This is a genomic window from Cellulosimicrobium sp. Marseille-Q8652 (assembly GCF_965112045.1).
This window is the reverse complement of the sequence record NZ_CBCOPS010000001.1, coordinates 1,257,785-1,284,016: the sequence shown is the minus strand read 5'-3', so window position 1 is coordinate 1,284,016 and position 26,232 is coordinate 1,257,785. Positions and strand designations below refer to the sequence as shown.

The following is a 26,232-nucleotide window of genomic DNA, read 5'->3' as shown; positions in this document are numbered from 1 at the left end:
GAGCCGTGGGGCAGGAGTTCATCGGGGCGGGTCTGGCGTTCCCGCTGCGGACCGACCGGACGGGGCGCATCGCGCTCGTGCGCCGGACGCAGGAGATCGAGGAGAGCATCCGCCTCATCCTCGCCACCGCACCCGGGGAGCGGCCGATGCGCCCGGAGTTCGGCTGCGCGGTCCACGACTACGTGTTCGCCCCGGCCGACGCCGGGACGGCCGGCGACATCGCCTACGCCGTGCGCGTCGCGCTCGACCGCTGGGAGCCGCGGATCGAGCTGCACGACGTGCTGGTGCGGTTCGACCACGTGGACCAGGGCGTGCTGTACATCGACGTCCGGTACGCGGTGCGCGGCACGAACGACCCGCGCAACCTCGTCTTCCCCTTCTACGTGATCCCCCGGGACACCGTGCCCGCGGTCGAGGGGGGCGAGTGACGTGCTCCCGTCCCCGAACCTCGACGACCGCCGCTTCCAGGACCTCGTCGACGACGCGAAGCGGATGGTGCAGGCGCGCTGCCCCGAGTGGACCGACCACAACGTGTCCGACCCGGGCGTGACCCTCATCGAGACGTTCGCCTTCATGACCGACCAGATGCTGTACCGGCTGAACCGGGTGCCCGACCGTCTGTACGTCGCGTTCCTCGAGCTTCTTGGCGTGACGCTGCACCCCGCGACCGCGGCCACGGTCGACGTCTCGTTCTGGCTGTCCGCGCCGCAGGAGGAGCCCGTCGTCGTCCCGGAGGGGACCGAGGTCTCGACGCCGCGGACGGAGCACGACGACGCGGTCGTGTTCCGCACGACCGGCCCTCTCGTCGTGCCGCCGCGCCGCCGGGTGCACCTCCTCACGCAGCGCGCGGACCTCGCGCCGCCCGTCCGTCGCACCGAGACGGTGACGACCGGCCAGCGGTTCCCCTGCTTCGGCGAGCCGCCCACGCCGGGGGACGTCCTGCTCGTCGGGCTCGACGACGCGGCACCGGCGTGCTCCGTCGTGCTGCGGTTCGACTGCGACGTCCAGGGCGTCGGGGTCGACCCGCGCCGGCCCCCGCTCGTCTGGGAGGCGTGGGGCGGCGAGCGCTGGGTGCGCTGCGACGTCGACTCCGACGGGACCGGCGGGCTCAACCGCGCGGGGGACGTCGTGCTGCACGTGCCCGCGGGCCACGCGGCGTCGGTCCAGGACGGGCTGCGGGCGGGCTGGGTCCGGTGCCGCGTCGTCGAGCCCGAGGAGGGGGCCCGCGCCTACAGCTCGCCCCCCGTCGTGAAGGACGTCGAGGCGTTCACGGTCGGCGGCACGGTCGGCGCGGTGCACGCGGAGACGGTCACGGGCGAGGTGCTGGGGACGTCCGAGGGCATGCCCGGGCAGACGTTCGCGCTCGAGCGCCGCCCGGTCGTGGCGGGCGCCACGCCCGTGACGCTCGAGGTGGCGACCGGGGACGGGTGGGAGACGTGGACCGAGACCGGCTCGTTCGCCGAGGCCGGTCCGGACGACGCCGTGTTCACCCTGGACCGGGCGGCCGGCGAGCTCCACCTGCCGCCCGCGGTCCGCGACGTCGACGGGACGCTGACGCTGCACGGGAGGGTGCCGCCGTCGGGCGCGCTCCTGCGGCTGCCGGAGTACCAGGTGGGCGGGGGTCCGGCGGGCAACGTCGCGACCGGGGCCGTCCGCGTGCTGCGCGGCACCATCGGGTTCGTCGACCGCGTGGAGAACCGCCGGCCGGCCCTCGGCGGCGTCGACGCCGAGTCGGTCGACGAGGCGCGCGAGCGGGGACCGCTCGCGCTGCGGACGCGGGACCGGGCCGTCACGGCCGAGGACTACGAGCACCTCGCACGCGACGCCGCCCCGCACCTCGCCCGCGTGCGGTGCGTCCCCGTGGCGGGTGCGCCGCAGGCGGTGCGGGTCCTCGTCGCCCCCGCCGTCCCCGCCGCCGACGACGGCACGCGCCGCTTCGAGGACCTCGTCCCCGACCCGGACGTCCTCGACCGCATCGTCGAGCACCTCGAGCCGCGCCGGATGCTCGGGACGCAGGTGCTCGTCGAGCCGCCCTTCTACCAGGGCGTCACCGTCGTCGCGCGGATCGCGGCCCGGCGCCGGACCCGGCAGGCGCCGCTCGAGAGCGACGCGCTGCGCGCCCTCAACGCGTACGTCGACCCGCTCGGTGGAGGCCTCGACGGGCGGGGCTGGCCCTTCGGCCGGGCCGTGCGCGCCGGGGAGATCTTCGCGGTGCTCCAGGGCGTGCCGGGCGTCGAGGCGGTCGAGGACGTCAAGCTGTTCGCGGCCGACCCGATCACGGGCGACCGCGGGGAACCGGTGCAGCGCGTCGACGTGGCGGGGGACGCCCTCGCGTTCTCCTACCAGCACCAGGTCCGCGTGGTGGAGTCGTCATGACCGGCGGACCGACGCGGCGGGGCGCGGTGGCCGGGCTCGCGAGCCCGGCCCCGGTGACCTCGATGCTCCCGGGCGTCTACCTCGACGACGACCTGCTCGGGCGGTTCGTCAGCGCCTTCGACGACGCCCTCGCGCCCGTCTTCCTCACGCTCGACACCCTCGAGTGCTACGTCGACCCGTGGCTCGCGCCGCGCGACCACCTCGAGTGGGTGGGGCGGTGGGTCGGCGTGGACGCCGACCCGGGGTGGGAGACCGGGCGGCTGCGCGCGGCCGTCGCGGACGCGGCGCGCACCCAGCGGCTGCGCGGGACGGCGCGCGGCGTGGCCGACGCGGTCCGCGCCGTGACCGGCGGCGAGGTGGAGGTCACCGACACGGGCGGCACGGCGTCGTCCGTCGTGCCCGGCGGCGAGCTGCCCGGGACCGCCGCGTCCGCGTTCCACGTGCGCGTCCTGGTCGACGACGCCACGGAGGTCGACGACCGGCACGTGCACGAGGTCGTCGACCGGTGTCGTCCCGTCCACGTCCCCTACACGCTCGAGGTGGTGGAGAACCGATGATGACGTGCCCGGCCTGTGGTCAGGCCAACGAGCAGGGTGTCTCGTTCTGCGGGTCCTGCGGCGGCTACCTGGAGTGGGAGGAGCCGGCCGCTGCGCCGGTGCCCGCCCCCGTGCAGACGGCGCCCCGGGCGGTGACCGAGCACCAGCCGGCCCCGGCCGTGGCGACGAGCACCGCCGCCGGCGGCGTGCCCGGTGCTGCCCCTCCCCCCGCTTCCGCTGTGCCCGCTCCCGTCGTGCCCGCTTCCGCTGTGCCCGCTTCCGTGGTGCCGGAGTCCGCCGCGCCTGCGCCCTCGGCGGCCGGCGGCGCGCCTCCCGAGGCTGCTCCCGGCCGGGAGCCGGCCGCCGTGCTGCCCGGGGTGCCGCTCGCTCGGCCTGCGCCGCGAGCGCCCGAGCCCGACGCGCCGCCGCCCGAGGCGGGCGACCTCGTCTGCGGGGCGTGCGGTGCGGGGAACGTCGCGACGCGGCACTTCTGCCGCCGCTGCGGCGCGAGCCTCGCCGACGCCCGGGTGCAGGGGAGGAGGTCGTGGTGGAGCCGGCTGTGGCGTCCGGATCCCCGCCCGGCCCCGACGGCGGGGACCCGACCGCGGCGACGGCGCCGCTTCCCGACGAAGACGGTCGTCGCGCTCCTCGTCCTGGCCGGCCTCGGGTTCGCCGGCTACCAGCTGCGCGACACCATCGGCGGCGGTGCCACCACCGTGCAGGACCGGCTCCAGGGCGACGAGGTGTACAACCCCGTGACGGTCGTCGCGTCGAGCGAGGCCCCGGACCGGCCGGCGTCGCACCTCGTCGACGGGACGAACGACCTGGCGTGGTCGCCCGCGCAACCGGGCGACGGCGCAGGCCAGACCGTCGACCTGACGTTCGACCAGCCTTTCCGGCTCGTCCACCTGGTCGTCACGGGAGGGTCCTCGCCCGTGCAGGAGGAGTTCCTGCAGGGCTCGAGCCCGCGCTCGCTCGACGTCACCGTCACCCGTGCCGACGGCTCGACGGCGCAGCACCGCGTCGAGCTCGACGACGTCCCCGGCCCGCAGACCGTCGAGGTCGTCGAGGACGACGTCGCGGCGGTCCGGCTCACGATCGTGTCGTCGTTCCGTGCGACCCCAGAGACGTCGGTGGCGATCGCCGAGGTCGAGTTCCGGGGTCGCGGCTGACGGGCTCGTGCACGCCCAGCTCCTGGAGCACGGCGTCGTACTCGCGGCGTGCGTGCAGCGCGGCGGCGTGGTCGCCGAGCGCCGTGAGCGCCTCGACCAGCAGCCGCCACGGCGCGTCGACCCACCGGTTGAGCTCGATGCTGTGCCGCGCGGCGGACACGGCCCGGTCCGGTTCGCCCGCGCGGAGGCACGCGCCCGCGAGGGACTCGGCGGCGCCGGCCGCGAGCAGGACGTACCGCTCGCGCTCCGGCCGCACCCAGTCGGCGGCACCCTCCTCGGGGAGGAGCTCGCCGCCGTAGGCGTCGACGGCGGCCTGCCAGCCGCTCACCGCGGACGACGGGTGCTCGTGCTCGAGCCGTCGTGCCCGGGACAGCCGCTGCTCGAACCGCGCGACGTCGCAGTCCGACCCCGGCGGCAGGGGGAGCATGTAGGTCTCGCCGTCGCGTCGGACGAGTCCCTCGTCGCGCGGTGCGCCGCGCGGCTCGAGGGCACGGCGCACGGCGGAGACGTTGACGTGCAGGTTGTGCATCGCCGACCTGAGGTCCAGCTCCCCCCACAGGGCACGGGCGAGCTGTTCGCGGTGGACCGGCCGCCCGGCGCGCATCGACAGGTAGCGCAGGGTCCGCCTGGCCCGCGGCCGGAGACCCGAGAGGTCGACGCCGCGCCCGTCGACGGAGATGTCGTAGGCCCCGAAGCACCGCACGACCACCAGGCGCTCGCGCTCGCCGACCTGCAGGGCGGTCGGCCGGGTCTCCTCCGCGTCGTCCTCCGCCGCGTGCGGGGGCAGGACCGCCGGGGCGGGCACGGCCACCGGATCGGGAGGAGCGGGGAGGGTCGGGTCGTCCAGGCCGACGGACCGCGCGGTCGAGGACGCGAGGCGGAGCAGGTCGTCGCGCTGCGCGGGCTTGCACCCGGCGAGCGCGACGTAGGCGAGCGCGAGCGCGCCCGGCACGTCCGCCGACCGGGCGAGGCTCTCCGCCTGGGCGGCCAGGTCGGCCGCGTCGGGGAGGCCCGCGCGCACCGCCGCGACGGCGAGCGCTCCGTGCGCCCACGCCACCAGGGTCCCCGCCCCGAGCGCGTGGCACCGCTGCGCGAACCTCTCCCAGTCCTCCGGGTCCCCGGCCCCGCGTCGCGCCCGGGCGACGACCTCCGCGCCCGCGACGAGCAGCGCGCTCCACCGGTCGCCGTCGCGCTCGCAGTACGCCACGCACCGGGCCACCTGGTCCCGGGCCGCGGGGTCGTCGTCGAACGCGAGGACGACCCCGTGCGTGATGCGCGCGAGCCAGACCAGCCCACGGCGCTCGGCCTCGGAGTGGATCCGGTCGAGCACCGTGGCGATCCCGGCGTCCTCCTGGACCCGCGCGAACACGGCGGTGAAGAGCTGGGCCAGCAGCATCATGCTGGCGTCGGCCTCGACGTCGTTGGCGGCGTCCCGCAGCGCCTCGCGCGCCCGCACCTGGTCACCCGCGAGGAGCCGCGCGACCCCCTCGACGAGCGCCCGGCCGCGCGCCGTCGCGGGGGCCAGCGCCACGACCGCGCCCGGGTCGCGCACGGTGGCGGCGATCACGAGGTGGAACCAGTCCGGACGGCGCGGGCCCTTCGGGTCCATGAGCGTGTACACCCTGTCGGCAGTCCCGTTCAGCGCGTCGAGGACCCGGCGCGCGGCGGCGAGGCGCTCCGCGTCGGTGTCCGCCCGCGCCTCGGCGTGCCGGACCACGACCTCGGCCTGCGCGACGCGTCCGTCGGCGACGAGCTCGCGCGCCCGGGCCAGCAGGACGCCCGCGTCGGCCTCGACGAGGTCGGCCGGGAACGCCGAGCCCCACTCGCGCTCGCCGCGGTCGTGGGCGCCGGGGTCGACCCGGGTCAGGAGGCGCTCGACCCCCGCGAGGTCGTGGGCGCGGCCGCGGGAACGCAGCGCCTCGTGCAGCGCGCCCTCGGCCTCGAGGACCTCGGCGGTGCGCGCGTGGGTCGACCGCGCCTGCGCGACCGACAGCTCGTCCGACGCCGCGGCGAGCAGGTGGCGCCGCAGGACGCGGTGCACGCGGTACCCGTCCTCGCCGACGGCTCGGACGAGCGACGTCGCGCGGTCGAGCCGCTGGAGCGTGTCGCGGGACGTCGAGACGCCGAGCAGGGCGTCGCACCGGCGCGGGGTGAGCAGGTCGAGCGTCGACGTGCTGTGCAGGAAGCGCTGGAGGTCGACGGGCAGCGGGCGCAGCACCTGCGTGTGCAGGTAGTCCCACGCGAACCGCTGGCGGTGGTCGAGGCGACGGATCGCGCGCCGCTGCTCGCCGGGCAGGTCGTCGGCGACGGAGAGCTGGAAGAGGTGGAGCGCGGCCGCCCAGCCGTCCGTGTGCCACGTGAGCGCCGCGACGTCCTCGGGAGCGAGCGGGACGCCGTACAGCTCCCGGTACAGGCGCTCGACCTCCCACGACCTGAACCGCAGGGCGACGTCCGTCAGCGTGACGGGCGCCGAGAGCTCGACCCTCGCCAGGTTGAGGGGCGGTGCGCGGCGCGAGCCGATGAGGACCGACACGTGCGGCGGGGCGTGCGCGAGGAGAGCCGTGAGCTCGTCCTCGAGCGAGCTGCCGATGAGGTGGTGCGCGTCGTCGACGACCACGAGCAGCGGGTCCTGCGCGGCGTGGCTCAGGCGGGACAGCCGTCCCGGTCCGTCGCCCTGCGCGAGCCGTCCGGCGAGGCGCGGAGACGTCCGCAGCGTCAGGCGCGGCCCGTCGGGGCTCCCCGGGTCCCCGGCTTCGCACCGGACCCAGACGACGTCCGTCGGGGCGCGCCGGGCGGCGTGGGCGAGCAGCGTCGTCTTCCCGGAACCCTGCGGTGCGACCACGAGCGCGAGATGCGCCCGGTCGAGCCGGTCGAGGAGGCGGGGGCGCGCGAGGCCGACGACACCGGGCACCGGCGACCCCTGCCGACCTGCTCCGTCGTCCTCGTCGTGGGGCGCGCTCATCGAGTCGTGCCCCCTCGTCCCTGGACGGATCACCGGGAACGATCATAGGGAGCACCGCACGGGGTGCGCAGGCCCTGTCTGCGGATATCACCCTCGGCCGCGTACGGGTGGCATGATCGAGGACCGTGGCCCACGAACCCCGCGTCGCCCTGCGTCCCGCCGTCGCCGCCCTCCCGGCCTACGTCCCGGGCGGCCGCGTCGCCCCGGGAGCCGCGGCCTTCAAGCTCTCGTCGAACGAGAACCCGTACCCGCCGCTGCCGTCCGTGCTCGCCGCCATCGCGGACGCCGCGGCCGACGTCAACCGGTACCCCGACATGTACGCGACCGAGCTCGTCGGGGCGCTCGCGGACCGGCTCGGCGTCGAGCCGGGCGAGGTCGTCGTCGGCAACGGGTCGGTGGCCGTGCTCGCGCACGTGCTCCAGACCGTGCTCGAGCCGGGTGACGAGGTCGTCTACCCGTGGCGCTCGTTCGAGGCGTACCCGATCGCCGTCGCGGTCGCGGGCGGCACGTCCGTCCAGGTCCCGTTGCTCACGGGCGACGGGCGGGGGCGGCTCGACCTCCCGGCGATGGCCGCTGCTGTCGCCGAGCGCACGCGCGTCGTGCTGGTGTGCACGCCCAACAACCCGACCGGTCCCGTCGTGCACCGCGACGAGCTCGACGCCTTCCTCGCGGCCGTGCCGTCGGACGTGCTCGTCGTGCTGGACGAGGCCTACCTGGAGTTCGTCCGCGACCCGCAGGCGCCCGACGGCCTCGCGGTGTACGGCAAGCACCCGAACGTCGTGCTCCTGCGCACGTTCTCCAAGGCCTACGGGCTCGCGGGGCTGCGCGTCGGGTACGCGGTCGCGCGTCCACGGCTCGCGGCCGGGATCCGGGCGGTGTCGACCCCGTTCGGCGTCTCCCACGTCGCGCAGGGGGCGGCGATGGCGTCCCTGCGGGCGAGCGACGAGCTGCTCGGCCGGGTCGAGCACCTGGTCGAGGACCGCACGCGCCTCGTCGAGGGGCTGCGCGACCAGGGCTGGGAGCTGCCGGAGACCCAGGCGAACTTCGTGTGGTTCGACCTCGGCGACCGCACCGTCCAGCGCGCCGAGGAGGCGCGCGCCGCCGGGGCGATCGTCCGCCCGTTCGCGGGGGAGGGCCTCCGGGTCAGCGTCGGCGAGCCGGAGGCCACGGACCTGTTCCTGCGCGTGAGCGCCACCTGGCGGTAGCGTCCCGATCCTCGGGGTCCCCATGGCCGGTGCAGGCGGTGGTGGTCTGCACCCCTGTCGCTCCGGTTGTCGACCTCCCGCGCCGCGAGAACACTCGCGACCATGGACGACGTGGAGTACGACCAGCTCGTCGACGACTACGGCTGGCTGTTCGGCGGCGCAGCCCTCGTGGTCTACGTCGCGGTGGCGGTGATCTTCTTCGTCGCCTACGTCCGGATCGTCCAGAAGGCCGGCTACTCGGGCTGGTGGGTCCTCGTCGGCCTGGTGCCGATCCTCAACGTCGTGATGTTCCTGGTGTTCGCGTTCTCGCGCTGGCCGGTCCTGCGCGAGCGCGACGCCCTGCGGGCGGGCGGGGCGTACTCCCGGTAGGGCCGGCCCGACCCGCGCGGGGGGCGCTCCGGTGGGGTTTGGAGGTTCCCTCCAAGCGGCTGCCGCAGACGTTGGGCGACACGTCGGCAGCGGAACCTACGCAGTCGTAGCCTACGCTTGCGTAGGCTACGGAGACGTAGGTTACGACGGCGCCCCGCAAGGGCGTCACCTGCCCCCGAGCGGGCGGCCGCCAGGCGGCCCGCACCGAAGGAGATTCGCGTGACGGACCACGAGGCGAGTGCACCTGCCCGGGACGCGGCGAGCACGGTCCCCGACCTTCCCGACATGGCGGGCGGCCCTGACGACGCCCCCCTGATCCAGCTCGTCACCCCGGCCGGCGCCCGGGTGACGACCCCGGAGACGGACCCGTACCGCGAGCGCGTCGCGCACCTCGACGCCGCCGCGCTGCGCGGCCTGTACCGCGACATGGTCCTCACGCGCCGCTTCGACGACGAGGCGACGGCGCTGCAGCGCCAGGGCGAGCTCGGTCTCTTCGCGCAGTCGAAGGGCCAGGAGGCGGCCCAGATCGGCTCCGCCCGGGCCCTCGCTGCGCAGGACTACGTCTTTCCCTCGTACCGCGAGCACGGCGTCTCGCACGTGCGCGGCATCGACACGGTCGACCGGCTGCGGCTGTTCCGCGGCGTCGACCACGGCGGCTGGGACCCGACGGTCCACAACGTGCACCTCTACACGCTCGTCATCGGCTCGCACGCGCTGCACGCCACGGGCTACGCGATGGGCGTCCAGCGCGACGGGCTCGTCGGCACGGGCGACCCCGGGCGCGACACCGCCGTCGTGGCGTACTTCGGCGACGGCGCGACCTCGCAGGGCGACGTCAGCGAGGCGCTCGTGTTCGCGGCCGTGAACAACGCGCCGATCGTCCTGTTCTGCCAGAACAACCAGTGGGCGATCTCCGAGCCCACGACGAAGCAGACGCGCGTGCCGCTCTACCGCCGGGGCGGCGGCTTCGGCGTGCCGAGCGTGCGCGTCGACGGCAACGACGTCCTCGCGTGCTACGCGGTGACGGCCGAGGCGCTCGAGCGCGCGCGGTCCGGCGGCGGCCCGACGTTCGTCGAGGCGTTCACCTACCGCATGGGCGCGCACACGACCTCTGACGACCCCACGAAGTACCGGTCCCGCGCGCAGGAGGAGTACTGGCGACGCCGCGACCCCATCGACCGGCTCGAGGCGCTGCTGCGCGCGGAGGACGCGTGGGACGACGCGTTCGCCGCCGACCTCGCCGTCGAGGCGGACGCGCTCGGCGAGCGCCTGCGCACCGAGACCCGGGCGCTGACGGCTCCCGCGTCGTCGAGCATGTTCGAGCACGTGTACGGCACGCCGCACGCGGTCGTCGAGGCCGAGAAGGCGTGGTTCGCCGACTACGACGGGTCCTTCGCGGCGGACGACGCGTCCGCCGCCCGGCAGGAGGTCGCACGATGAGCACGGGCACCACGAAGACGCTCACCCTCGCGAAGGCGATCAACGAGGGCCTGCGCCGCTCGCTCGAGACCGACCCGAAGGTCCTGCTCATGGGCGAGGACATCGGACCGCTCGGCGGCGTGTTCCGCGTGACGGACGGTCTGCAGAAGGACTTCGGCGAGGACCGCGTGGTCGACACGCCGCTCGCGGAGTCGGGCATCCTCGGCACGGCGATCGGCCTCGCGCTGCGCGGCTACCGCCCGGTGTGCGAGATCCAGTTCGACGGGTTCATCTTCCCGGCCTACGACCAGATCACGACTCAGCTCGCGAAGATGCGCTACCGCTCGGGCGGGAAGCTCCAGGTGCCGGTCGTCGTCCGCGTGCCGTACGGCGGGGGCATCGGCGCGGTCGAGCACCACAGCGAGAGCCCGGAGGCGCTCTTCGCGCACACGGCCGGGCTGCGGGTCGTCTCGCCCTCGACGCCCCAGGACGCGTTCACGATGATCCAGGAGGCCGTCGCCTCCCCGGACCCGGTGCTGTTCTTCGAGCCGAAGGGCCGCTACTGGGAGAAGGGCGAGGTCGCGCTCGGCGGCCCGGGGGAGGGCGCGGGCGTGCTGGACCGCGCGCGCGTCCTGCGCGCCGGGACGGACCTCACGCTCGTCGCCTACGGCCCGACGGTCGCGACCGCGCTGCGCGTCGCCGCCGCCGCCGAGCAGGAGGGCCGCAGCGTCGAGGTGGTCGACCTGCGCTCGATCTCCCCGCTCGACACCGCGACCGTCGTCGAGTCGGTCCGCCGCACCGGGCGCTGCGTCGTCGTGCACGAGGCGCCGACGTACCTGGGCTCGGGTGCCGAGGTGGCGGCGCGCGTGACCGAGGAGTGCTTCTACTCGCTCGAGGCGCCGGTGCTGCGCGTCGGCGGGTTCCACACGCCGTACCCGGTCGCGAAGATCGAGCACGACTACCTCCCGAGCCTCGACCGCGTGCTCGACGCCGTCGACCGCGCGTTCGCGTACTGACGCACCCGAGCCGCGGGCACGACCAGACCGGAGACCAGGAGGACCAGCAGTGCCGACGTACGAGCAGTTCAAGCTCCCCGACGCGGGCGAGGGTCTCACCGAGGCCGAGATCGTGCACTGGCACGTGGCCGCGGGAGACCGGGTCACCGTGAACCAGACGATCGTCGAGATCGAGACCGCGAAGTCCCTCGTCGACCTGCCCTCCCCGTTCACGGGCGTGGTCAGCGAGATCCTGGTGCCCGAGGGTGTGACGGTCGAGGTCGGCGTGCCGATCGTCGTGGTCGACACGGACCCGGACGGCGCGTCCCCGGAGCCCACGGCTCCGGCGGCCACCGTGCCCGACGGCGCGGACTCGCCGTCGCCCGAGGCCGGCGGCTCCGGCTCGGTGCTCGTGGGGTACGGCACGGTCGAGCCCGGCAGCGCGCGCCGACCGCGGCGCGCCGCGCCGGCGGCGGCAGCCCCGGCCGCGCCCCCCGCGCCCACGGCACCTGCGCCTGCGCCCGCACCGGCACCCGCACCGGCGAGCGTCCCCGCGGCGGCGAGCGCCGCCGTCGGGCACGCGCACCTGCCGGTGCTCGCGAAGCCGCCCGTGCGCAAGCTCGCGAAGGACCTCGGTCTCGACCTCGCGAGCGTCGCCGGCACCGGACCCGGCGGGATCGTCACGCGCGAGGACGTCGTCGCCCACCACGAGCAGGCGAAGGCGCAGCCCCTCGCGACGTACGCGGACGACGACCAGCCGTGGCTCGCCACCGGCGCCGTCACGCAGGACGGCCGCCAGACCCGCGTGCCCGTCAAGTCGGTGCGCAAGCGCACGGCCGAGGCGATGGTCGCGAGCGCGTTCACCGCCCCCCACGTGACGGTGTTCCAGACCGTCGACGTGACGCGCACGATGCGGCTCGTGAGCACGCTCCGCGAGGACCGCGAGTTCGCGGACGTGCGCGTCACGCCTCTCCTCGTGACGGCGAAGGCGATGCTCCTCGCGGTGCGCCGCCACCCCGAGATCAACGCGAGCTGGGACGACGCCGCGCAGGAGATCGTCTACAAGCACTACGTGAACCTGGGCATCGCGGCCTCGACGCCGCGCGGTCTCGTCGTGCCGAACATCAAGGACGCGCACCGGCTCGACCTGCACGGGCTCGCGACGGAGATCGCCGACCTCACGGCGACCGCCCGCGCGGGACGCACGAGCCCGGCCGAGATGTCCGACGGCACCATCACCATCACGAACGTCGGCGTGTTCGGCATCGACACGGGGACGCCGATCCTCAACCCGGGCGAGGCCGCGATCCTCGCGTTCGGGGCGATCCGCGAGCAGCCGTGGGTGCACAAGGGCAAGATCCGCAAGCGCTGGGTCACGCAGCTCGCGCTGAGCTTCGACCACCGCCTGGTGGACGGCGCGCTCGGCGCGCGCTTCCTGTCCGACGTCGCGCGCGTGCTCGAGGACCCGGCGCGAGGCCTGGTCTGGGGCTGACGCCGCAGGCCCGGACCGGGCCTCGCACCCGGTCCGCCCGCCGGCGTCACGGGGCCCCGTCGGGGCCGGGATACCTCTCGACGAAGGAGGGCTGGCCGGTCCTCGACGGGTCCACCGCCTCGCCGACGCCGTTCACGACGTGCTCGATCGTGCCCGCGCCGAGGCTGACGGTCGCGACGTGGTGGAGCCGGACGTCCGGGGCCTGCGGCACCTCGAACCCGTTCGCCGTGCGGATCGAGGGGTCCTCGAGGTTCGCGGCGTAGACGCCGCCCCCGTGGAGGACGTGGCGGCGGACGTCCTCGCCGACGGCGTAGCCCGCCCAGCCCTCGACGTCGCCCTTCATCCAGGCCGCCTGGTCCGGCGGGTCGTACGCGAGCTCGCTCTGGTAGAAGACCGTCGTGCCGTCCTCGCCGTCCCAGGACGTGTTGTGCTCCTGGAAGTGCTCGACGAACAGGCCGGTCGCCGTGACGTGGTCGCCGTGCACGACGACGCCCCGGCGACCCGTGCTGGTGACCCACCGCTCGCCGTCGTCGAAGCCCTCCGCGCCGTGGTCCGCGCGCCACACCCAGGCGTGGTCGACGAGCACGTGGTCGCCGTTGATCTCCAGCGCGACGTCGGCGCTGCCGGGGTGCGGGCCGCCGACGCGCAGGTAGACGTCGCTCAGCGTCGTCGGGTTCGCCGGGTCGCCGGCCCGCTCGGCGTCCTCGGAGCCGGAGCCGACCCGGACCAGGACGGGGGACCGGACCTCGCCCGCGTCGACCGTGACGCCGGCCACGACGACGCCCGGGACGTCCGCCACGGTGAGGGGCGTGGCGCCGTCGACCGCCGTGAGCGTGGGGTGCCCGATCCCGAGGACGACCGTGTCGGGCCGCTCGACCGCGATGCTCTCCGCGACGTCGTACACGCCGGGCGTGAGCAGGAGGTGCCGGCCCCGGTCCAGCGCGTCGTTGATCGCCGCGACCGGGTCCGTCGGGCGCGCGACGAAGAAGTCGGTGAGCGGGACGGTGCGGCCGGGCGTGGGGCCGTCCGCCCAGGACACGCCGGACGAGTCGCGCTGCGCGGCCGGGACGCGCACCTGGTACGCGCCGTCGTCGTCGACGAACAGGAACGGCTTCTCGCGGCTGAGCGGGGTCCGCTCGAGCGTCGTGTACGCGGGGTCGGGGTAGGAGGAGTCGTCAGGAGCTCCCTCGACCCCCGCGAACACCTGGTTCCAGACGGCGTTGCTCCAGCTCCCGATCACGCTGTTCCGCGTGAACCACTGCTGCTGGGAGCCGTTCACGACGTCCCCCGCCCGCGAGTCGGCGATGAACCCGCCGCTCCCGTACTGCGGCCCCGCCGAGCACGTGTCGGTCAGGGAGAGCGGCGGCCGGCCGTCGCCGCCGAGGACGTCGACCCGGCGCACGGACACCGCCTGGGAGACGGCCCAGGTGATGGCCGACCGCCGGCACTCGTCCTGGCCGGCGACGTCGGCGTCGGCGTCGATCGTGAGGTTGCCGAGCGTGCGCCAGAAGTTCACGAGCGCGAGGCAGTTCGACGTGCCGTCGTCCGCGAGACAGCGGTTGTACACCTCGATCTTCCCGTCCACCACGACGTCGCCCGGGGACGCCCCGAGCCCGGCGACCTCGGTGTAGTAGCCGACGGTGAGCTGCAGCGGCTCGGCCTCGGTGCCGTACGTGCCCGGCTCGAGGAGCACGGCGTACCGCCCGGTGCCCATCTCGTCGTCGGTCTGCCGGGCGGTGATGCCGTCGACCAGGGCGTGGATCTCCGCCACGGACATGGAGGGCGAGAGCACGACCACGCCGGGCCCCAGGTCCGGGTCGGTGGGGCTCACCACGCCGAGCGGCGCGGTGGTGTCGTCGGCGGCGGGCCGCCCGTCCGGTGCCCGGTCCACGACCAGCACCGTGCCCACGACGCCGACGACGAGGCCGGCCGCCGCCCCGACCGCGGCGCCGAGGAGGAACCGGCGGCGCGCGGCGTCGACCCGGTCCACGAGCCCTCCTTCGGACGGACCGCCGCCCGTGCTGCCCCGCGCTCGGCGGAGCAGCACGGGCGGGGTGGTGTCAGCGGCGCACGCGCACCGCTCCGGCGAGGTCGACGTCCACGGCCGAGCGACCGACGTACACGGCCACCTGGCCGGTGGGGGTGACCCACTCGTCCGCCTCGGCGTCCCAGTACGAGAAGTCGCGCCGGTCCAGCTCGATCCGGACCTGCTGGCGGCGGCCGGCCTCCAGCTCGACCTTGGCGTAGCCCGCCAGCTTGAGCTCCGGGGACGGGACCCCGGGCAGCGGGCCGAGGTACACCTGGACGACCTCGGTGCCGGTCCGGTCACCGACGTTGCGCAGGCGAGCCCGCACGTCGACGGTGTCGTTCCCGCCGGTCGCCCGGATGGTGTTGCCGGCCCGCAGCCGGTCGAGGGTGAACTCCGTGTAGGACAGCCCGTGGCCGAAGGCCCACATCGGCTCGACGTTCGCCGCGAGGTAGCCCCGGTAGCCGATGTTCAGCCCTTCGGAGAACTCCACGTCCGGGTCGTCGAGCCAGGGGTTCTGGACGGCGAGCGGCAGCGCCTCCTCGCTGCGCGGGTACGACACCGGGAGATGACCGGAGGGGTCCTCGTCGCCGAACAGGACCGACGCGAGCGCGTTGCCCTCCTCCTGGCCGCCGTAGAAGTTCTGCAGCACCGCCGGGACGGCGTCCGCCCACGGCATGACGACGCCGGAGCCGGTCGCCACGACGACGACGGTCCGCGGGTTCGCGGCCGCGACCTGGCGGATGAGCTGCTCGGCGTTCTGCGGGAGCTTGAGCGAGACCATGTCCCGCTCCTCGGTCTCGTACGTGCGCACGTAGACGACGGCGACGTCGGACGCCGCGGCCGCCTCCGCCGCCTCGACGACGGACGGCGGCAGGGCGTCGTCCGGCGTGGACCACTGCAGCAGGAACGTGCCCGGCTGCAGCCCGACCAGAGGCCGGGTCTGGGAGTACTCGACGCGCAGGTCGTAGGCCCGCCCCGCCTCGAGCGCCAGCCCGGCGGAGCGGACGTCCCGCCGGCCGTCCTGGCCCGTCATGTCGACGACCAGGTCGCCGTCCAGCCAGACGCGCGCGTCGCCCCAGCCGGTGGCGCCGAGCACGTACTCCCCGGTGGAGGGTGCGACGAGCTCGCCCGTCCAGCGGACCGACTGCTCACCGTTCTGCGCCGGCTCGAGCCCCGCGAGGGTCGGCGTCGGCGGGACCTGGGAGCCGTAGAGGCTCGCGAAGGCCGGTCCGCCGCCGGTGAACCCGACGTCGTAGGACGCCTGCGCCTCGGTGCGCGTCAGACCCACGGCCCCCGTCCACGTCGCGTTCGCGAAGTAGCGGGCGGTGAGCCCGTCGCCGATCCCGCGCTCGGGCCGCAGCACCGAGGACGGCACGGCGGTCATGTCGCGGGTCTCGATCATGTTCGCCGCGCTCACGGGGTCGTTGCCCTGCGCGTAGCGGACCTGGGCGCCGCTCTCCTCCGCGCGGTCCCGCATCGCGTCGAGCAGCGAGACCTCGTAGGTGGGCTGGACGAACGCGGAGCCGCCGAGGGCGGACGGGATGGTGGCGTCCGCCCCGACGACGGCGACGGACGTCCCGGCGTCGAGCGGGAGGGCGTCGTCGTTCTTCAGCAGCGTGATCGCGTCCTCCTGCACCTCGCGCGCCACGGCGCCGTGCTCCTCGACGGGGATCGCCGTCGGCGTGTAGTCGCCGTCGAAGATGCCGATCGCGAACATCGTGCGCAGGATCCGCAGCACGGCCCGGTCGACGAGCACCTCGGGGACCGTGCCCGCGTTGACGGCGGCCAGGAGCGTGTCACCGTAGAAGGACCGCGTCCCGGTCTCCATGTCGGTGCCCGCGACGATCGAGGGCAGCGTCGAGTGGATCGCCCCGAAGTCGGTGAGGACGAACCCGGTGAAGTCGAGCTGCTCGCGCAGGATCTCGTTCAGGGCCAGCTCGCTCTCGCACGCGTAGACCCCGTTGATCTTGTTGAACGAGCACATGACGGAGCCCAGGTCGGCGTCGCGGATCGCGGCCTCGTAGGGAGCCGTGTGGACCTCGCGCAGCGTGCGCTCGTCGACGATCACGTTCTGCAGGCCGCCGCGGTACGTCTCCTGCGTGTAGGCGGTGTAGTGCTTGAGGTTCGCGATGACGCCGCGCTCCTGCACCTCCTGGACGAACGGCACGACGATCGACGAGCTCAGCTCGGGGTCCTCGCCGGTCGACTCGGCCTGGCGGCCCCAGAAGGGGTTGCGCGTCGGGTCGGCGTTGGGGCCGAGCAGCACCTCGTGACCCGTCTGCCGCGACTCGTCGCCGACGACGCCCGCGTAGTCCCGGACCCGCTCCGGGTCCCACGTCGCGGCGAGCGCCAGGGTGGCCGGCATGGCCGTCGCGCGGTCGCCCGTCTCGGGGAGCACCCAGCCGCGCGAGGCGATGCCGGCGGTGGCGTCCGCCATGCTCAGCTCGGGGATGCCGAGCCGTTCGATCGGGGCGTTGTAGAACGCCGCGGGCGCCGCGCCCTGGTCGCCGGACATCAGCTCGACCTTCTCCTCGAGCGTCATCGCCTGCAGCAGCAGGACCGCCCGTTGGTCCGGTGACAGCGCGGTGTTCATCCACGGCGGGTCCGCCGTCGCCGCGTGCGCCGACGGCGCGAGCGTCACGACCAGCGCGGCCGCGGCGAGCGCCGCGACGACGCCCACCCCGCTCCTGCGCGCACGATGCTTCTCGACCACTCCCATGACGAGCCCTCCCCTTCGAGGACGGAACCGCGACCTCGGAGGTCGTCGATGACCTCCGCAGGTCCTTCACGGTCCGGACACGCCCACGACACTCGCCCGCCGGGTGACCGGGCTGCGCCGCGCGGAGGTCGCCGACCTCGCCGGCATCAGCGCGGGGTACTACCGCCGGCTGGAGCGTGGCGCGGTGGCCTCCGTCTCCTCGTCCGTCATGGCCGGCGTCGGTCGGGCCCTCCAGCTCGACGGCGCCGAGCGCGACCACCTCGCGGACCTGCTCCGCCGGCCGCGGGGCAGGGCGGTGGTCGGGCACGCCGCACCGGCGCCCGCCGCGGTGCTGCCGTTCGTGCGCCGGCTCCTCGACGCGACCGCGCTGCCGTGCTGCGTGCTCGACGACCGGCTCGACCTCCTCGCCGCCAACGACCTCGCGCGGGCGCTGTACCTCCCGCTCTACGCCGGCCCCGGCGCGCCGACGAACCTCGCGCGGTTCGTCTTCCTCGACCGCGCCGCGCGCGACTTCTGGTCGGACTGGCCCGTCGTCGCGGACCTCGCGGCGTCGCTCCTGCGGACCGGCTCCGGGCGCGACCCGCTCGACGCGCACCTCGCGGCGCTCGTGCGCGAGCTCGGCGCGCACAGCGCCGAGTTCCGCACGCGATGGGCAGCGCACGAGGTCGCCGGCGACGCGTCCGGGACCCGCGAGATCCGTCACCCGGTCGTCGGGCACCTCACGCTCGAGGTGCACTCGCTCACCGTCCCGGACGCGCCGGGTCAGCACGTCGTGATCCACGCCGCGGCCCACGGGTCCGCCTCGCAGGGGCGGCTCGACGAGCTCGCCGACTGGGCCGAGGGGGCGCGGGCGCACCTGCCGTCGTGACGCGACGAGCGGGAAACCGGCTGACCGGGCTGCCGGACGCGTGCGACCATCGCGCTCATGACCGACGCCCTGCCCTCGCTGTGGGCCGGTGTGCTCGCGGGGTACGCGATCGCCGTCCCCGTCGGGGCGGTCGCCACGTACCTCGTCGCGCTCACCGCGCGCACGTCGTGGCGCGTCGGGGCCGCGGCGGGCCTCGGCATCGCGACGGCCGACGGCCTGTACGCGCTCGTCGCGGTGCTCGGTGGTGCGGCGCTCGCGGGCGTGATCGCCCCTGCCGCACCGTGGCTGCGCCTCGCGTCCGGGGTCGTGCTCGTCGCGCTCGCCCTGCGGACCGCGTGGGTCGCCGTCCGGGAGCACCGCGCGCATTCCGTCCCGGCCGAGGACCTGCCCGGAGGTCCCCGCGCACGGGTCGCCGGGCCGCCCCCGGGACCGACCCGCGCGTACGCCCGGCTCTTCGCCCTCACCGTGGCCAACCCGGCGACCGTCGCCTACTTCGCGACCGTCGTCGTCGGCGCGCGCGCCACGGCGGGCGATCCCGACGTCGTGTCGGGCGCGCTGTTCGTCCTCGGGGCGTTCGTGGCGTCCGCGAGCTGGCAGCTCGTGCTCGCCGGCGGCGGGACGGTCCTCGGCCGGTGGCTCTCCGGACCCCGCGGACGTCTCGCGACCGGCCTGGTGTCCGCGGCCGTCATGCTCGTGCTCGTCGTCGTGCTGGTCGCCTGAGCCGGAGGCCGCCCCACCGCTTGCGACCGACCGGAGAAGGACGACCATGGTCGTGCGGTTTGATCACAATGGTGGCATTCGAGGAGGCGATGACGTGTCGGGCACCCTCCGGGCGGTGGCACGCCGCCGGGCCGCCGCCCCGGTCCTCGCGCTGGCCGTCCTGGGCCTCGCGGCGTGCGCGGGCCCCGACGCGGCGGACGCGCAGGACGTCGTGGGGCGCTTCACCGCCGCGATCGCCGCGGGTGACGGCGACGCGGCGTGCGACCTGCTCCTGCCCGACGCGGCCGAGGCGCTAGCCGACGACGCGGGCGAGACGTGCGCGGACGCGGTCGTCGACCCGTCCGGACCGCTGGCGGACCTCGTGGAGGCCGCGGGGGACCCCGTCGTCGAGGACGTCCACGTCGCCGGTCGGCAGGCTCAGGTCGTGACCGCCTCGGACACCCTGTTCCTCGCCCTCTCGGGCGACGGCTGGGTCGTGACCGCGGCCGGGTGCACGGCGCGGCCCGACCGCCCCTACGACTGCGAGGTGGAGGCATGAGAGTCCCCCGGGTCATGTTCTGGGCCACGCTCGTGCTCGTGGCCGCGGGTCTCGTGACGGCGCTCGTGCTGGCGGCGGTGCACCGGTGAGCCGCGGGTCCGCGACCTCCTCCGGCGGTGTCCTCGGCGGCCTGCGCGCGAGCTCGCTGAGCATCTTCTTCGCCCTCGTGTTCGTCGCGACGCTCGTCGGCCAGGCCGTGAGCGGCGTCGCCGTCTTCAACCTCGACCAGCGGGCGGCCGGTCTGGACCCGGTGACGTTCGGCCAGTACGTCGCGTCGTCGGCCTTCTGGGTCGACGTGACCGAGAACTGGCAGTCCGAGTTCCTCCAGTTCCTGCTGTTCATCACGGCGACGGTCTGGTTCGTCCAGCGCGGGTCGCCCGAGTCGAAGAAGCTCGAGAAGGCGGGGCGCGAGTCCGACGAGGACCAGAAGGTCGGTGAGCACGCGGACGACAGCTCGCCCGCCTGGGCGAAGGTGCGCGGCTGGCGGCTGGCCGTCTACTCGCGGTCCCTGTCGCTCGTCATGGGGGCGATCTTCCTCGGGTCGTGGCTCGCGCAGTCCGCCGCCGGCGCCGTGGCGTTCAGCGAGGAGCAGATGCGCGAGCTCCAGGACCCGGCACCCTGGACCGAGTACCTCACCCTGCCCGACTTCTGGAGCCGCACGCTGCAGAACTGGCAGTCCGAGATGCTCGCCGTCCTCAGCATGGTGGTGCTCTCGATCTACCTGCGCGAGCGCGGGTCTCCCGAGTCCAAGCCCGTGGGGTACGCGCACGACGCCACGGGCGTCGAGGGCTGACGACGGCGCCGTCCGGCCCACCTCTCACGGCCTCCCCACGCTCTGTGCGGAAGACCTCACACACGCTTAACGACCCGCGCCGACCGGCGAAACACGGGGTTCCTAGCGTCCTGGGTACTGACCGGGACCTGCTGAAGGAGCCGCCATGTCCGCGCCCACGAGCCCCACCACCCACGAGGGTGAGCAGTCCGCAGACCGTCCCGCCGGCGCCGAGCCGGCCGAGACCACGACCGCGACGCTCGTGCCCGGGGGGACCGCCGCCGTCGGGCACGCGCCCGCACGACGCCGCTCCGGCCGGTGGATCGACCGCTGGGACCCGGAGGACCCGACGTTCTGGCGCGACGGCGGCCGGAAGGTCGCGTCGCGGAACCTGTGGATCTCCGTCTTCGCCGAGTTCCTCGGGTTCGCCGTGTGGGCGCTGTGGTCGATCGTCGTGCCGCAGCTCCCGGCGGCCGGGTTCGCGCTGACGGTCGACCAGCAGTTCTGGCTCATCGCCGTGCCGAGCCTCGTCGGCGCCACCCTGCGCATCCCGTACACGTTCGCGGTGCCGATCTTCGGCGGCCGGAACTGGACGGTCGTGTCCGCGCTGCTGCTCCTCCTGCCGACCACCGCCCTGGCTGTCGTCGTGCAGGACCCCGGGACGCCGTTCGGCCTCATGCTCGGCGCGGCTGCCCTCGCCGGGTTCGGCGGCGGCAACTTCGCGTCGTCGATGGCCAACATCTCGTTCTTCTACCCCGAGAAGGAGAAGGGCAAGGCGCTCGGCCTCAACGCCGCGGGAGGCAACCTCGGCACCGCCGCGGTCCAGCTCGCCGTCCCGCTGGTGATCGTCGCCGGCGCGGGCATCGCGCTCGAGCGGGCCGGGCTCATGATGATCCCGTTCGTCGTGCTCGCCGCGTTCCTCGCGTGGCGGTTCATGGACAACCTGTCGACCGCGAAGGCCGACCCCCGCTCGTTCGCCGCCGCGACGAAGAACAAGCACACGTGGATCATCTCGTTCCTCTACATCGGCACGTTCGGGTCGTTCATCGGCTACGCCGGGGCGTTCCCGATGCTGCTCAAGGGCCAGTTCCCCGAGGTCACGCTGTCCATCGCGTTCCTCGGCGCGCTCGTCGGCTCGGTCACGCGCCCGCTCGGCGGCATCATCGCGGACCGCGTCGGCGGCACGCGCGTCACCATCGCCTCCTACGGGGTCATGGCGCTGGGCGCGTTCGGCGCGATCCAGGCCCTCCAGTCGCACAGCTTCGGCCTGTTCTTCGGCTCGTTCCTGCTGCTCTTCGTCGCCACCGGGATCGGCAACGGCTCGACCTACCGCATGATCCCGGCGGTGTTCCAGGCGAGCGCCGTCCCGGGCGGCGCGAGCGACGGCGCGGGCACGGTCGACGCGGCCGCGCTCGACGAGACCCGTGCCAGGGCACGCAAGGCCGCCGCCGGCTGCATCGGCATCGCCGGCGCGATCGGCGCGTTCGGCGGGTTCCTCATCCCCCGCGGGTTCGCGGCGTCGACGAGCCTCGCCGGGTCGCTCGTGCCCGCCCTGTGGACGTTCATCGGGGTCTACGCGGTCATGGCGGTCGTCGCGTGGGCCGTGTACCTGCGCAAGGGCGCGGCGCTCGCCGCGGCCCGGATCTGACGGACGGCCGAGGCGAGCGCATGACGACCGTCCCCACGACCGCCGCGCCGGGGCGGGCCGAGGCCCCCGGCGCGGCGCCGGCCCGCACGCACTGCCCCTACTGCGCGCTCCAGTGCGCCATGACGCTCGACCGAGCGGCACCGGGCACCACGGGGAGCGCCGTGCCCGTGACGGTCGTTCCCCGGGACTTCCCGACGAACCGGGGCGGGCTGTGCCAGAAGGGGTGGACGAGCGCGTCGGTGCTCCGCGCGACCGACCGGCTGACGACGCCGTTCGTGCGCGGGGCGGACGGCGAGCTGCACCCCGCGACCTGGGACGCCGCGCTCGACGTCGTCACCGCCGGCATCGCGCGGGTCCAGGCGCAGCACGGGCGGGACGCGGTCGCGGTGTTCGGCGGCGGCGGGCTGACGAACGAGAAGGCGTACGCGCTCGGCAAGTTCGCGCGCACCGTGCTGCGGACGGCCAACATCGACTACAACGGCCGGTTCTGCATGGCGTCGGCCGCGGCCGGTGCGAACCGCGCGTTCGGCGTGGACCGGGGGCTGCCGTTCCCGCTCGCGGACCTCGGTGGCGCGGACGCGGTGCTCCTGCTCGGGTCCAACCTCGCCGAGACCATGCCGCCGTCGGTGCAGCACCTCGCGGGGGTGCGTTCGCGCGGCGGGCTCGTCGTCGTGGACCCGCGGCGCAGCGCGACGGCGGCGCTCACCGGGGGCCCGGAGCCGCGCGACGGCGTGGCGGCGGGCGTGGGGCCGGTGGGGGACCAGGGCCTGCACCTGCAGCCCGTGCCGGGCACGGACCTCGTCGTCCTCCTCGCCCTGCTGCACGTGGTCGTCGTAGAGGGCCTCGTCGACGAGGAGTACGTCGCGGCCCGCACGGACGGCTTCGACGACGTCCGTCGCTCCGTCGCGGCGTGGTGGCCGGAGCGCGCGGAGACGGTGTGCGGCGTGCCGGCCGAGCGGCTGCGGCACGTCGCCCGGCTGCTCGCGGCGGCGTCGCCGGCCCGCGGCGGGGCGGGCGCGTACCTGCTCACGGGCCGCGGCGTCGAGCAGTCGTCCCAGGGGACGGCGACCGTGACCGCGACGATCAACCTGGCCCTCGCGCTCGGCCTGCCGGGCCGCGCCGGGTCGGGGTACGGGGCGGTCACGGGCCAGGGCAACGGGCAGGGCGGTCGCGAGCACGGGCAGAAGGCCGACCAGCTCCCCGGCTACCGCAAGATCGACGACCCCGCGGCACGCGCGCACGTCGCGGCGGTGTGGGGCGTGGACCCCGCGACGATCCCCGGGCCGGGCATGCCCGCGGTCCGGCTCCTGCGCTCGCTGGGCTCCGGCGAGGAGGAGCGGCCGCGGGCCCTGCTCGTGCACGGGTCGAACGTCGTCGTGAGCGCTCCGAACGCCGACCGGGTGGTCGACGGCCTGCGCGCGCTCGACCTCCTCGTGGTGTGCGACGTCGTCCCGTCCGAGACCGCGCTGCTCGCCGACGTCGTGCTGCCCGTGACGCAGTGGGCCGAGGAGGAGGGCACCATGACGTCGCTCGAGGGACGGGTCATCCGTCGCCGCCGGGCGGTCGACGCCCCCGGCGAGGTGCGGTCGGAGCTGTGGATCCTCGCCGAGGTCGCGCGGCGCCTGGGCTCCTCGGTCGCGTTCCCGACCGACCCGTCGGAGGTGTTCGACGAGCTCGCGCGCGCCTCGGCGGGCGGCGTCGCGGACTACTCGGGCCTGAGCCACGCGCGCCTCGACGCCGACGAGGCCGAGGGCGGGCCGGGGCTGTTCTGGCCGGTCCCGGACCGGGCGACGCCGCACCCCGGGACGCCGCGGCCGTTCCTCGACCGGTTCGGCACGCCCGACGGCCGTGCCCGCGCGGTACCCGTGGACCACGTCGGCCCGACCGACGACGTCCGGGCCGACGCGCCCGTCTACCTCGTCACGGGGCGCGTGCTGCAGCACTACCAGTCGGGCGCGCAGACGCACCGCGTGCCCGAGCTCGACCGCGTCGTCCCCGCCCCGTTCGTCGAGATGCACCCGCTCCTGGGCGTCCGGCTCGGCGTCGCCGACGGTGACCGAGTGCGTCTCACGTCGAGCCGCGGCCACGTCGAGGCGGCCGCGCGCTGGACCGATCGCATCCGGCCCGACACGGTCTTCATGCCGTTCCACTGGAGCGGCGCCGGGAGCGTCAACCGCGTGACGACGGACGCGACGGACCCGGTCTCCGGGATGCCGGAGTTCAAGGTGTGCGCGGTGGACGTGCGCCGCGCACCCCGTCCCGACGACCCGGCGGGCGGCCGTACGACGCCCGTCCGCGACCGGCAGGAGGTGCTCGCATGAGCGGGACGAGCGGGCGGACGACACGCGTCGTCGTCGTCGGCCACGGCATGGTCGGCGCGCGGTTCGCGCAGGACCTCGTGGCGCGCGTCGGCTCCGGCGCGGACGTCGCGCCGGTCGAGGTGACGGTGCTCGGTGCCGAGGAGTACGAGCCGTACAACCGGGTGCTGCTCAGCGAGGTCGTCGCCGGGAAGGTCGACGTCGCCGCGATCGGCCTGCCCGCGGCGGACGACCCCCGCGTGACGGTGCGCCGCGGCACGGAGGCCATCGCGATCGACCGCGCCGCGCGCCGCGTCGTCACGGCCGACGGCGCGTACCCGTACGACGCGGTCGTCCTCGCGACCGGCGCCGCGGCGCGCGTGCCCGACGTCGCAGGGCTGACCGGTCCCGACCTGCCCCGCGGCGTGCACGCCCTGCGCACGCTCGACGACGCCCGGGAGATCGTCGCGGCCTCCGTCAACGCGCGGCACGCCGTCGTCGTGGGAGCGGGCGTCCTCGGCCTCGAGATCGCGTGCGGCCTCGCGCGCCGGGGCGTGGCGGTGAGCCTCGTGCACGGCGGGGAGAGCCTCATGGACCGCCAGCTCGACGCGGCCGCGGGCGGCGTGGTCGCGCGCAGCCTCGCGGGGCTCGGCGTGCGCACGTGGACGCGCGCCCGGACCGAGCGCGTGCTCGTCGGGTCGGGTCACGCGCGCGGCGTCGCGCTCCGCGTGCCCGACGACGCCCGGCCCGCCTCGTCCGGCGGTCCCGCCTCGTCGCCCGGGACGGCCGGGGCGCCCGGGACGACCCGGGTCGTCGACGTCGAGGCAGACCTCGTCGTGCTCGCGTGCGGGACGGTCCCGGCGACCGGGCTCGCACGCGCCGCCGGGCTGACGGTGGACCGGGGCGTCGTCGTGGGCGACGACCTCGCGAGCCCCGACGACCCCGCCGTCTTCGCGATCGGCGACTGCGCGCAGCCGCCCGAGGGCGGGACGGGTCTCGTCGCCCAGGGGTGGGACCAGTCGCGCCGCCTCGCGGAGGCGCTCGCCGCCACCGCCACCGCCACCGCCACCGCCAACGCCACCGCCAACGCCACCGCCGGCTCCAGCGCCGCCGCCGTCCGCCCGTCGACCCCGGCGTCGCCGCACGTGCGGCTCGGGGGCGACCAGGACCGTCCGAGCATGGCGCTGCGGCTCGCGATGAGCGTCGTGGCCAGGCCCGTCGTGCCGGGGCCCCGGGCCACCGTGATCCCCGGCCGCCGCCCCGACGGAGCGCAGGACCGGCACCCCGCGTCAGGGTCACCGGTCCGCGAGCCGGCCCGTCCCGGCCGCGCACGGTCCGCCGCCGTCGGCACGGACGTCGTCCGGGTCAAGGCCGCCGGGCTCGAGATCGTGACGATGGGGGTGTGCGGGGTACGGCGACCTCACGACCCCGGTCATCGCACGGTCGCCCTGAGCGACCCCGCGTCGGGGCGTCACGTGGAGGTCGTCGTCGCGGACGGGCTGCTCGTGGGCGCGACGTGCGTCGGCGCGCCCGACGTCGGGGCCGACCTCACCGCCACGTACACGCGGCGCGTGCCGGTCCCGGCCGACCCCGCCCACCTCCTGCTGCGGCCCGTCGCGCAGGTGGCCGCACCGGCGTCGACCCCGACGCACATGCCGGACCGCACGACCGTGTGCACGTGCAACGGCGTGACGAAGGGCGACGTCGTCGGGTGCTGGCACGACGGGGCCCGCAGCGTCGACGACGTCGCGCGGGCCACGCGCGCGACGACCGGCTGCGGCGGGTGCAAGGACGTCGTGTGCGGACTCGTCGACTGGCTCGCGACGACGGACCCCGACCAGCCGGCCGAGGCCGGCCGGGACCGGGCGACGGCGTCGCGCTAGGCCGGCCGCCTTCTCACCCGGGCGTCCCTCCCGGTGTGAGAAGACCGTTACGGCCGGGCAACGGCCGGGGCACGGTGGTGAAACCGCTGCTCCGTAGCGTCGTCCGTACCTTCCCGGCCGGCGCTCGAGGCCTGCGGCGGCCGGGGAGGTGGCTCGCCCGCCCCCGCTCACCCTCAGGAGCTCGCCGTGACCGGACCTCTGACCGATCCCACCCCCGCCCCGGGCTCTGCGG

General features: G+C 75.4%; 18 protein-coding genes and 1 pseudogene. 16 read left to right on the top strand and 3 right to left on the bottom strand.

The features are described 5' to 3' along the window. The first annotated feature begins 5 nt into the window (after window positions 1-5). The 4 genes from ACWPWV_RS05580 to ACWPWV_RS05565 all read left to right on the top strand — a co-directional run bounded on the left by ACWPWV_RS05580 (window position 6) and on the right by ACWPWV_RS05565 (window position 4,084). Entirely contained in the window at window positions 6-428 is a 423-nt protein-coding gene (locus ACWPWV_RS05580; RefSeq protein ID WP_454041945.1) for a GPW/gp25 family protein, read from the top strand. A 1-nt stretch (window position 429) separates the two neighbouring features. Continuing rightward, entirely contained in the window at window positions 430-2,376 is a 1,947-nt protein-coding gene (locus ACWPWV_RS05575; protein ID WP_454041944.1) for a putative baseplate assembly protein, read from the top strand. Next, window positions 2,373-2,933, top strand: a complete 561-nt coding sequence (locus tag ACWPWV_RS05570; protein WP_454041943.1) for a phage tail protein — start codon at window positions 2,373-2,375, stop codon at window positions 2,931-2,933. The genes ACWPWV_RS05575 and ACWPWV_RS05570 overlap by 4 nt, the downstream gene beginning before the upstream one ends. Before the next feature lie 248 nt (window positions 2,934-3,181). Then, on the top strand, window positions 3,182-4,084 hold the full coding sequence (locus ACWPWV_RS05565) for an NADase-type glycan-binding domain-containing protein (protein WP_454041942.1): 903 nt from the start codon (window positions 3,182-3,184) through the stop codon (window positions 4,082-4,084). On the opposite strand, the gene ACWPWV_RS05560 is transcribed toward ACWPWV_RS05565, so the two are convergent. Then, window positions 4,005-7,046, bottom strand: a complete 3,042-nt coding sequence (locus ACWPWV_RS05560; protein WP_454041941.1) for a BTAD domain-containing putative transcriptional regulator — start codon at window positions 7,044-7,046, stop codon at window positions 4,005-4,007. The genes ACWPWV_RS05565 and ACWPWV_RS05560 overlap by 80 nt on opposite strands. A 125-nt stretch (window positions 7,047-7,171) precedes the next feature. On the opposite strand from ACWPWV_RS05560, the gene hisC reads away from it, so the two are divergent. From hisC to ACWPWV_RS05535, 5 genes and pseudogenes are all read left to right on the top strand, one after another. Continuing rightward, on the top strand, window positions 7,172-8,251 hold the full coding sequence (gene hisC, locus ACWPWV_RS05555; RefSeq protein WP_454041940.1) for a histidinol-phosphate transaminase: 1,080 nt from the start codon (window positions 7,172-7,174) through the stop codon (window positions 8,249-8,251). A 33-nt stretch (window positions 8,252-8,284) separates the two neighbouring features. After that, window positions 8,285-8,620 (top strand): annotated as a pseudogene (locus ACWPWV_RS05550) (DUF805 domain-containing protein); the annotation flags it as partial. A gap of 285 nt (window positions 8,621-8,905) precedes the next feature. Beyond that, window positions 8,906-10,060 carry a pyruvate dehydrogenase (acetyl-transferring) E1 component subunit alpha gene (pdhA, locus tag ACWPWV_RS05545; RefSeq protein ID WP_454042818.1) on the top strand — a complete coding sequence of 385 codons (1,155 nt, stop codon included), beginning with the start codon at window positions 8,906-8,908 and terminating at the stop codon, window positions 10,058-10,060. Continuing rightward, window positions 10,057-11,055: an alpha-ketoacid dehydrogenase subunit beta gene (locus tag ACWPWV_RS05540; RefSeq protein ID WP_454041939.1), complete on the top strand. Its 999-nt coding sequence runs from the start codon at window positions 10,057-10,059 to the stop codon at window positions 11,053-11,055. Before pdhA ends, ACWPWV_RS05540 begins: the two co-directional genes overlap by 4 nt. A 49-nt stretch (window positions 11,056-11,104) precedes the next feature. Next, entirely contained in the window at window positions 11,105-12,526 is a 1,422-nt protein-coding gene (locus tag ACWPWV_RS05535) for a dihydrolipoamide acetyltransferase family protein (RefSeq protein ID WP_454041938.1), read from the top strand. 46 nt (window positions 12,527-12,572) lie between these two features. On the opposite strand, the gene ACWPWV_RS05530 is transcribed toward ACWPWV_RS05535, so the two are convergent. Both ACWPWV_RS05530 and ACWPWV_RS05525 read right to left on the bottom strand, forming a co-directional pair. After that, window positions 12,573-14,516 (bottom strand): adenylyl cyclase, encoded by a 1,944-nt coding sequence (locus tag ACWPWV_RS05530; RefSeq protein ID WP_454041937.1) that lies wholly within the window; start codon window positions 14,514-14,516, stop codon window positions 12,573-12,575. 70 nt (window positions 14,517-14,586) lie between these two features. Then, window positions 14,587-17,274 (bottom strand): glycoside hydrolase family 3 C-terminal domain-containing protein, encoded by a 2,688-nt coding sequence (locus tag ACWPWV_RS05525; RefSeq protein ID WP_454041936.1) that lies wholly within the window; start codon window positions 17,272-17,274, stop codon window positions 14,587-14,589. 103 nt (window positions 17,275-17,377) lie between these two features. On the opposite strand from ACWPWV_RS05525, the gene ACWPWV_RS05520 reads away from it, so the two are divergent. The 7 genes from ACWPWV_RS05520 (at window position 17,378) to ACWPWV_RS05490 (ending at window position 26,000) form a co-directional block, all read left to right on the top strand. Further along, window positions 17,378-18,142, top strand: a complete 765-nt coding sequence (locus ACWPWV_RS05520) for a helix-turn-helix transcriptional regulator (RefSeq protein WP_454041935.1) — start codon at window positions 17,378-17,380, stop codon at window positions 18,140-18,142. 57 nt (window positions 18,143-18,199) lie between these two features. Further along, window positions 18,200-18,862, top strand: coding sequence for a LysE family transporter (locus tag ACWPWV_RS05515; RefSeq protein ID WP_454041934.1), 663 nt, complete (start codon window positions 18,200-18,202; stop codon window positions 18,860-18,862). A 94-nt stretch (window positions 18,863-18,956) separates the two neighbouring features. Next, complete coding sequence (locus ACWPWV_RS05510) at window positions 18,957-19,400, top strand: hypothetical protein (RefSeq protein WP_454041933.1); 444 nt, start codon at window positions 18,957-18,959, stop codon at window positions 19,398-19,400. 85 nt (window positions 19,401-19,485) lie between these two features. Further along, window positions 19,486-20,193: a DUF6766 family protein gene (locus tag ACWPWV_RS05505; RefSeq protein WP_454041932.1), complete on the top strand. Its 708-nt coding sequence runs from the start codon at window positions 19,486-19,488 to the stop codon at window positions 20,191-20,193. Between the two features lie 145 nt (window positions 20,194-20,338). After that, on the top strand, window positions 20,339-21,820 hold the full coding sequence (locus ACWPWV_RS05500; RefSeq protein WP_454041931.1) for an MFS transporter: 1,482 nt from the start codon (window positions 20,339-20,341) through the stop codon (window positions 21,818-21,820). 20 nt (window positions 21,821-21,840) lie between these two features. Next, the gene (locus ACWPWV_RS05495; protein WP_454041930.1) at window positions 21,841-24,141 is read left to right on the top strand and encodes a molybdopterin oxidoreductase family protein; all 2,301 of its coding nucleotides are present in this window, start codon (window positions 21,841-21,843) and stop codon (window positions 24,139-24,141) included. Beyond that, window positions 24,138-26,000 carry an FAD-dependent oxidoreductase gene (locus ACWPWV_RS05490; RefSeq protein WP_454041929.1) on the top strand — a complete coding sequence of 621 codons (1,863 nt, stop codon included), beginning with the start codon at window positions 24,138-24,140 and terminating at the stop codon, window positions 25,998-26,000. The genes ACWPWV_RS05495 and ACWPWV_RS05490 overlap by 4 nt, the downstream gene beginning before the upstream one ends. Window positions 26,001-26,232: the final 232 nt, after the last annotated feature.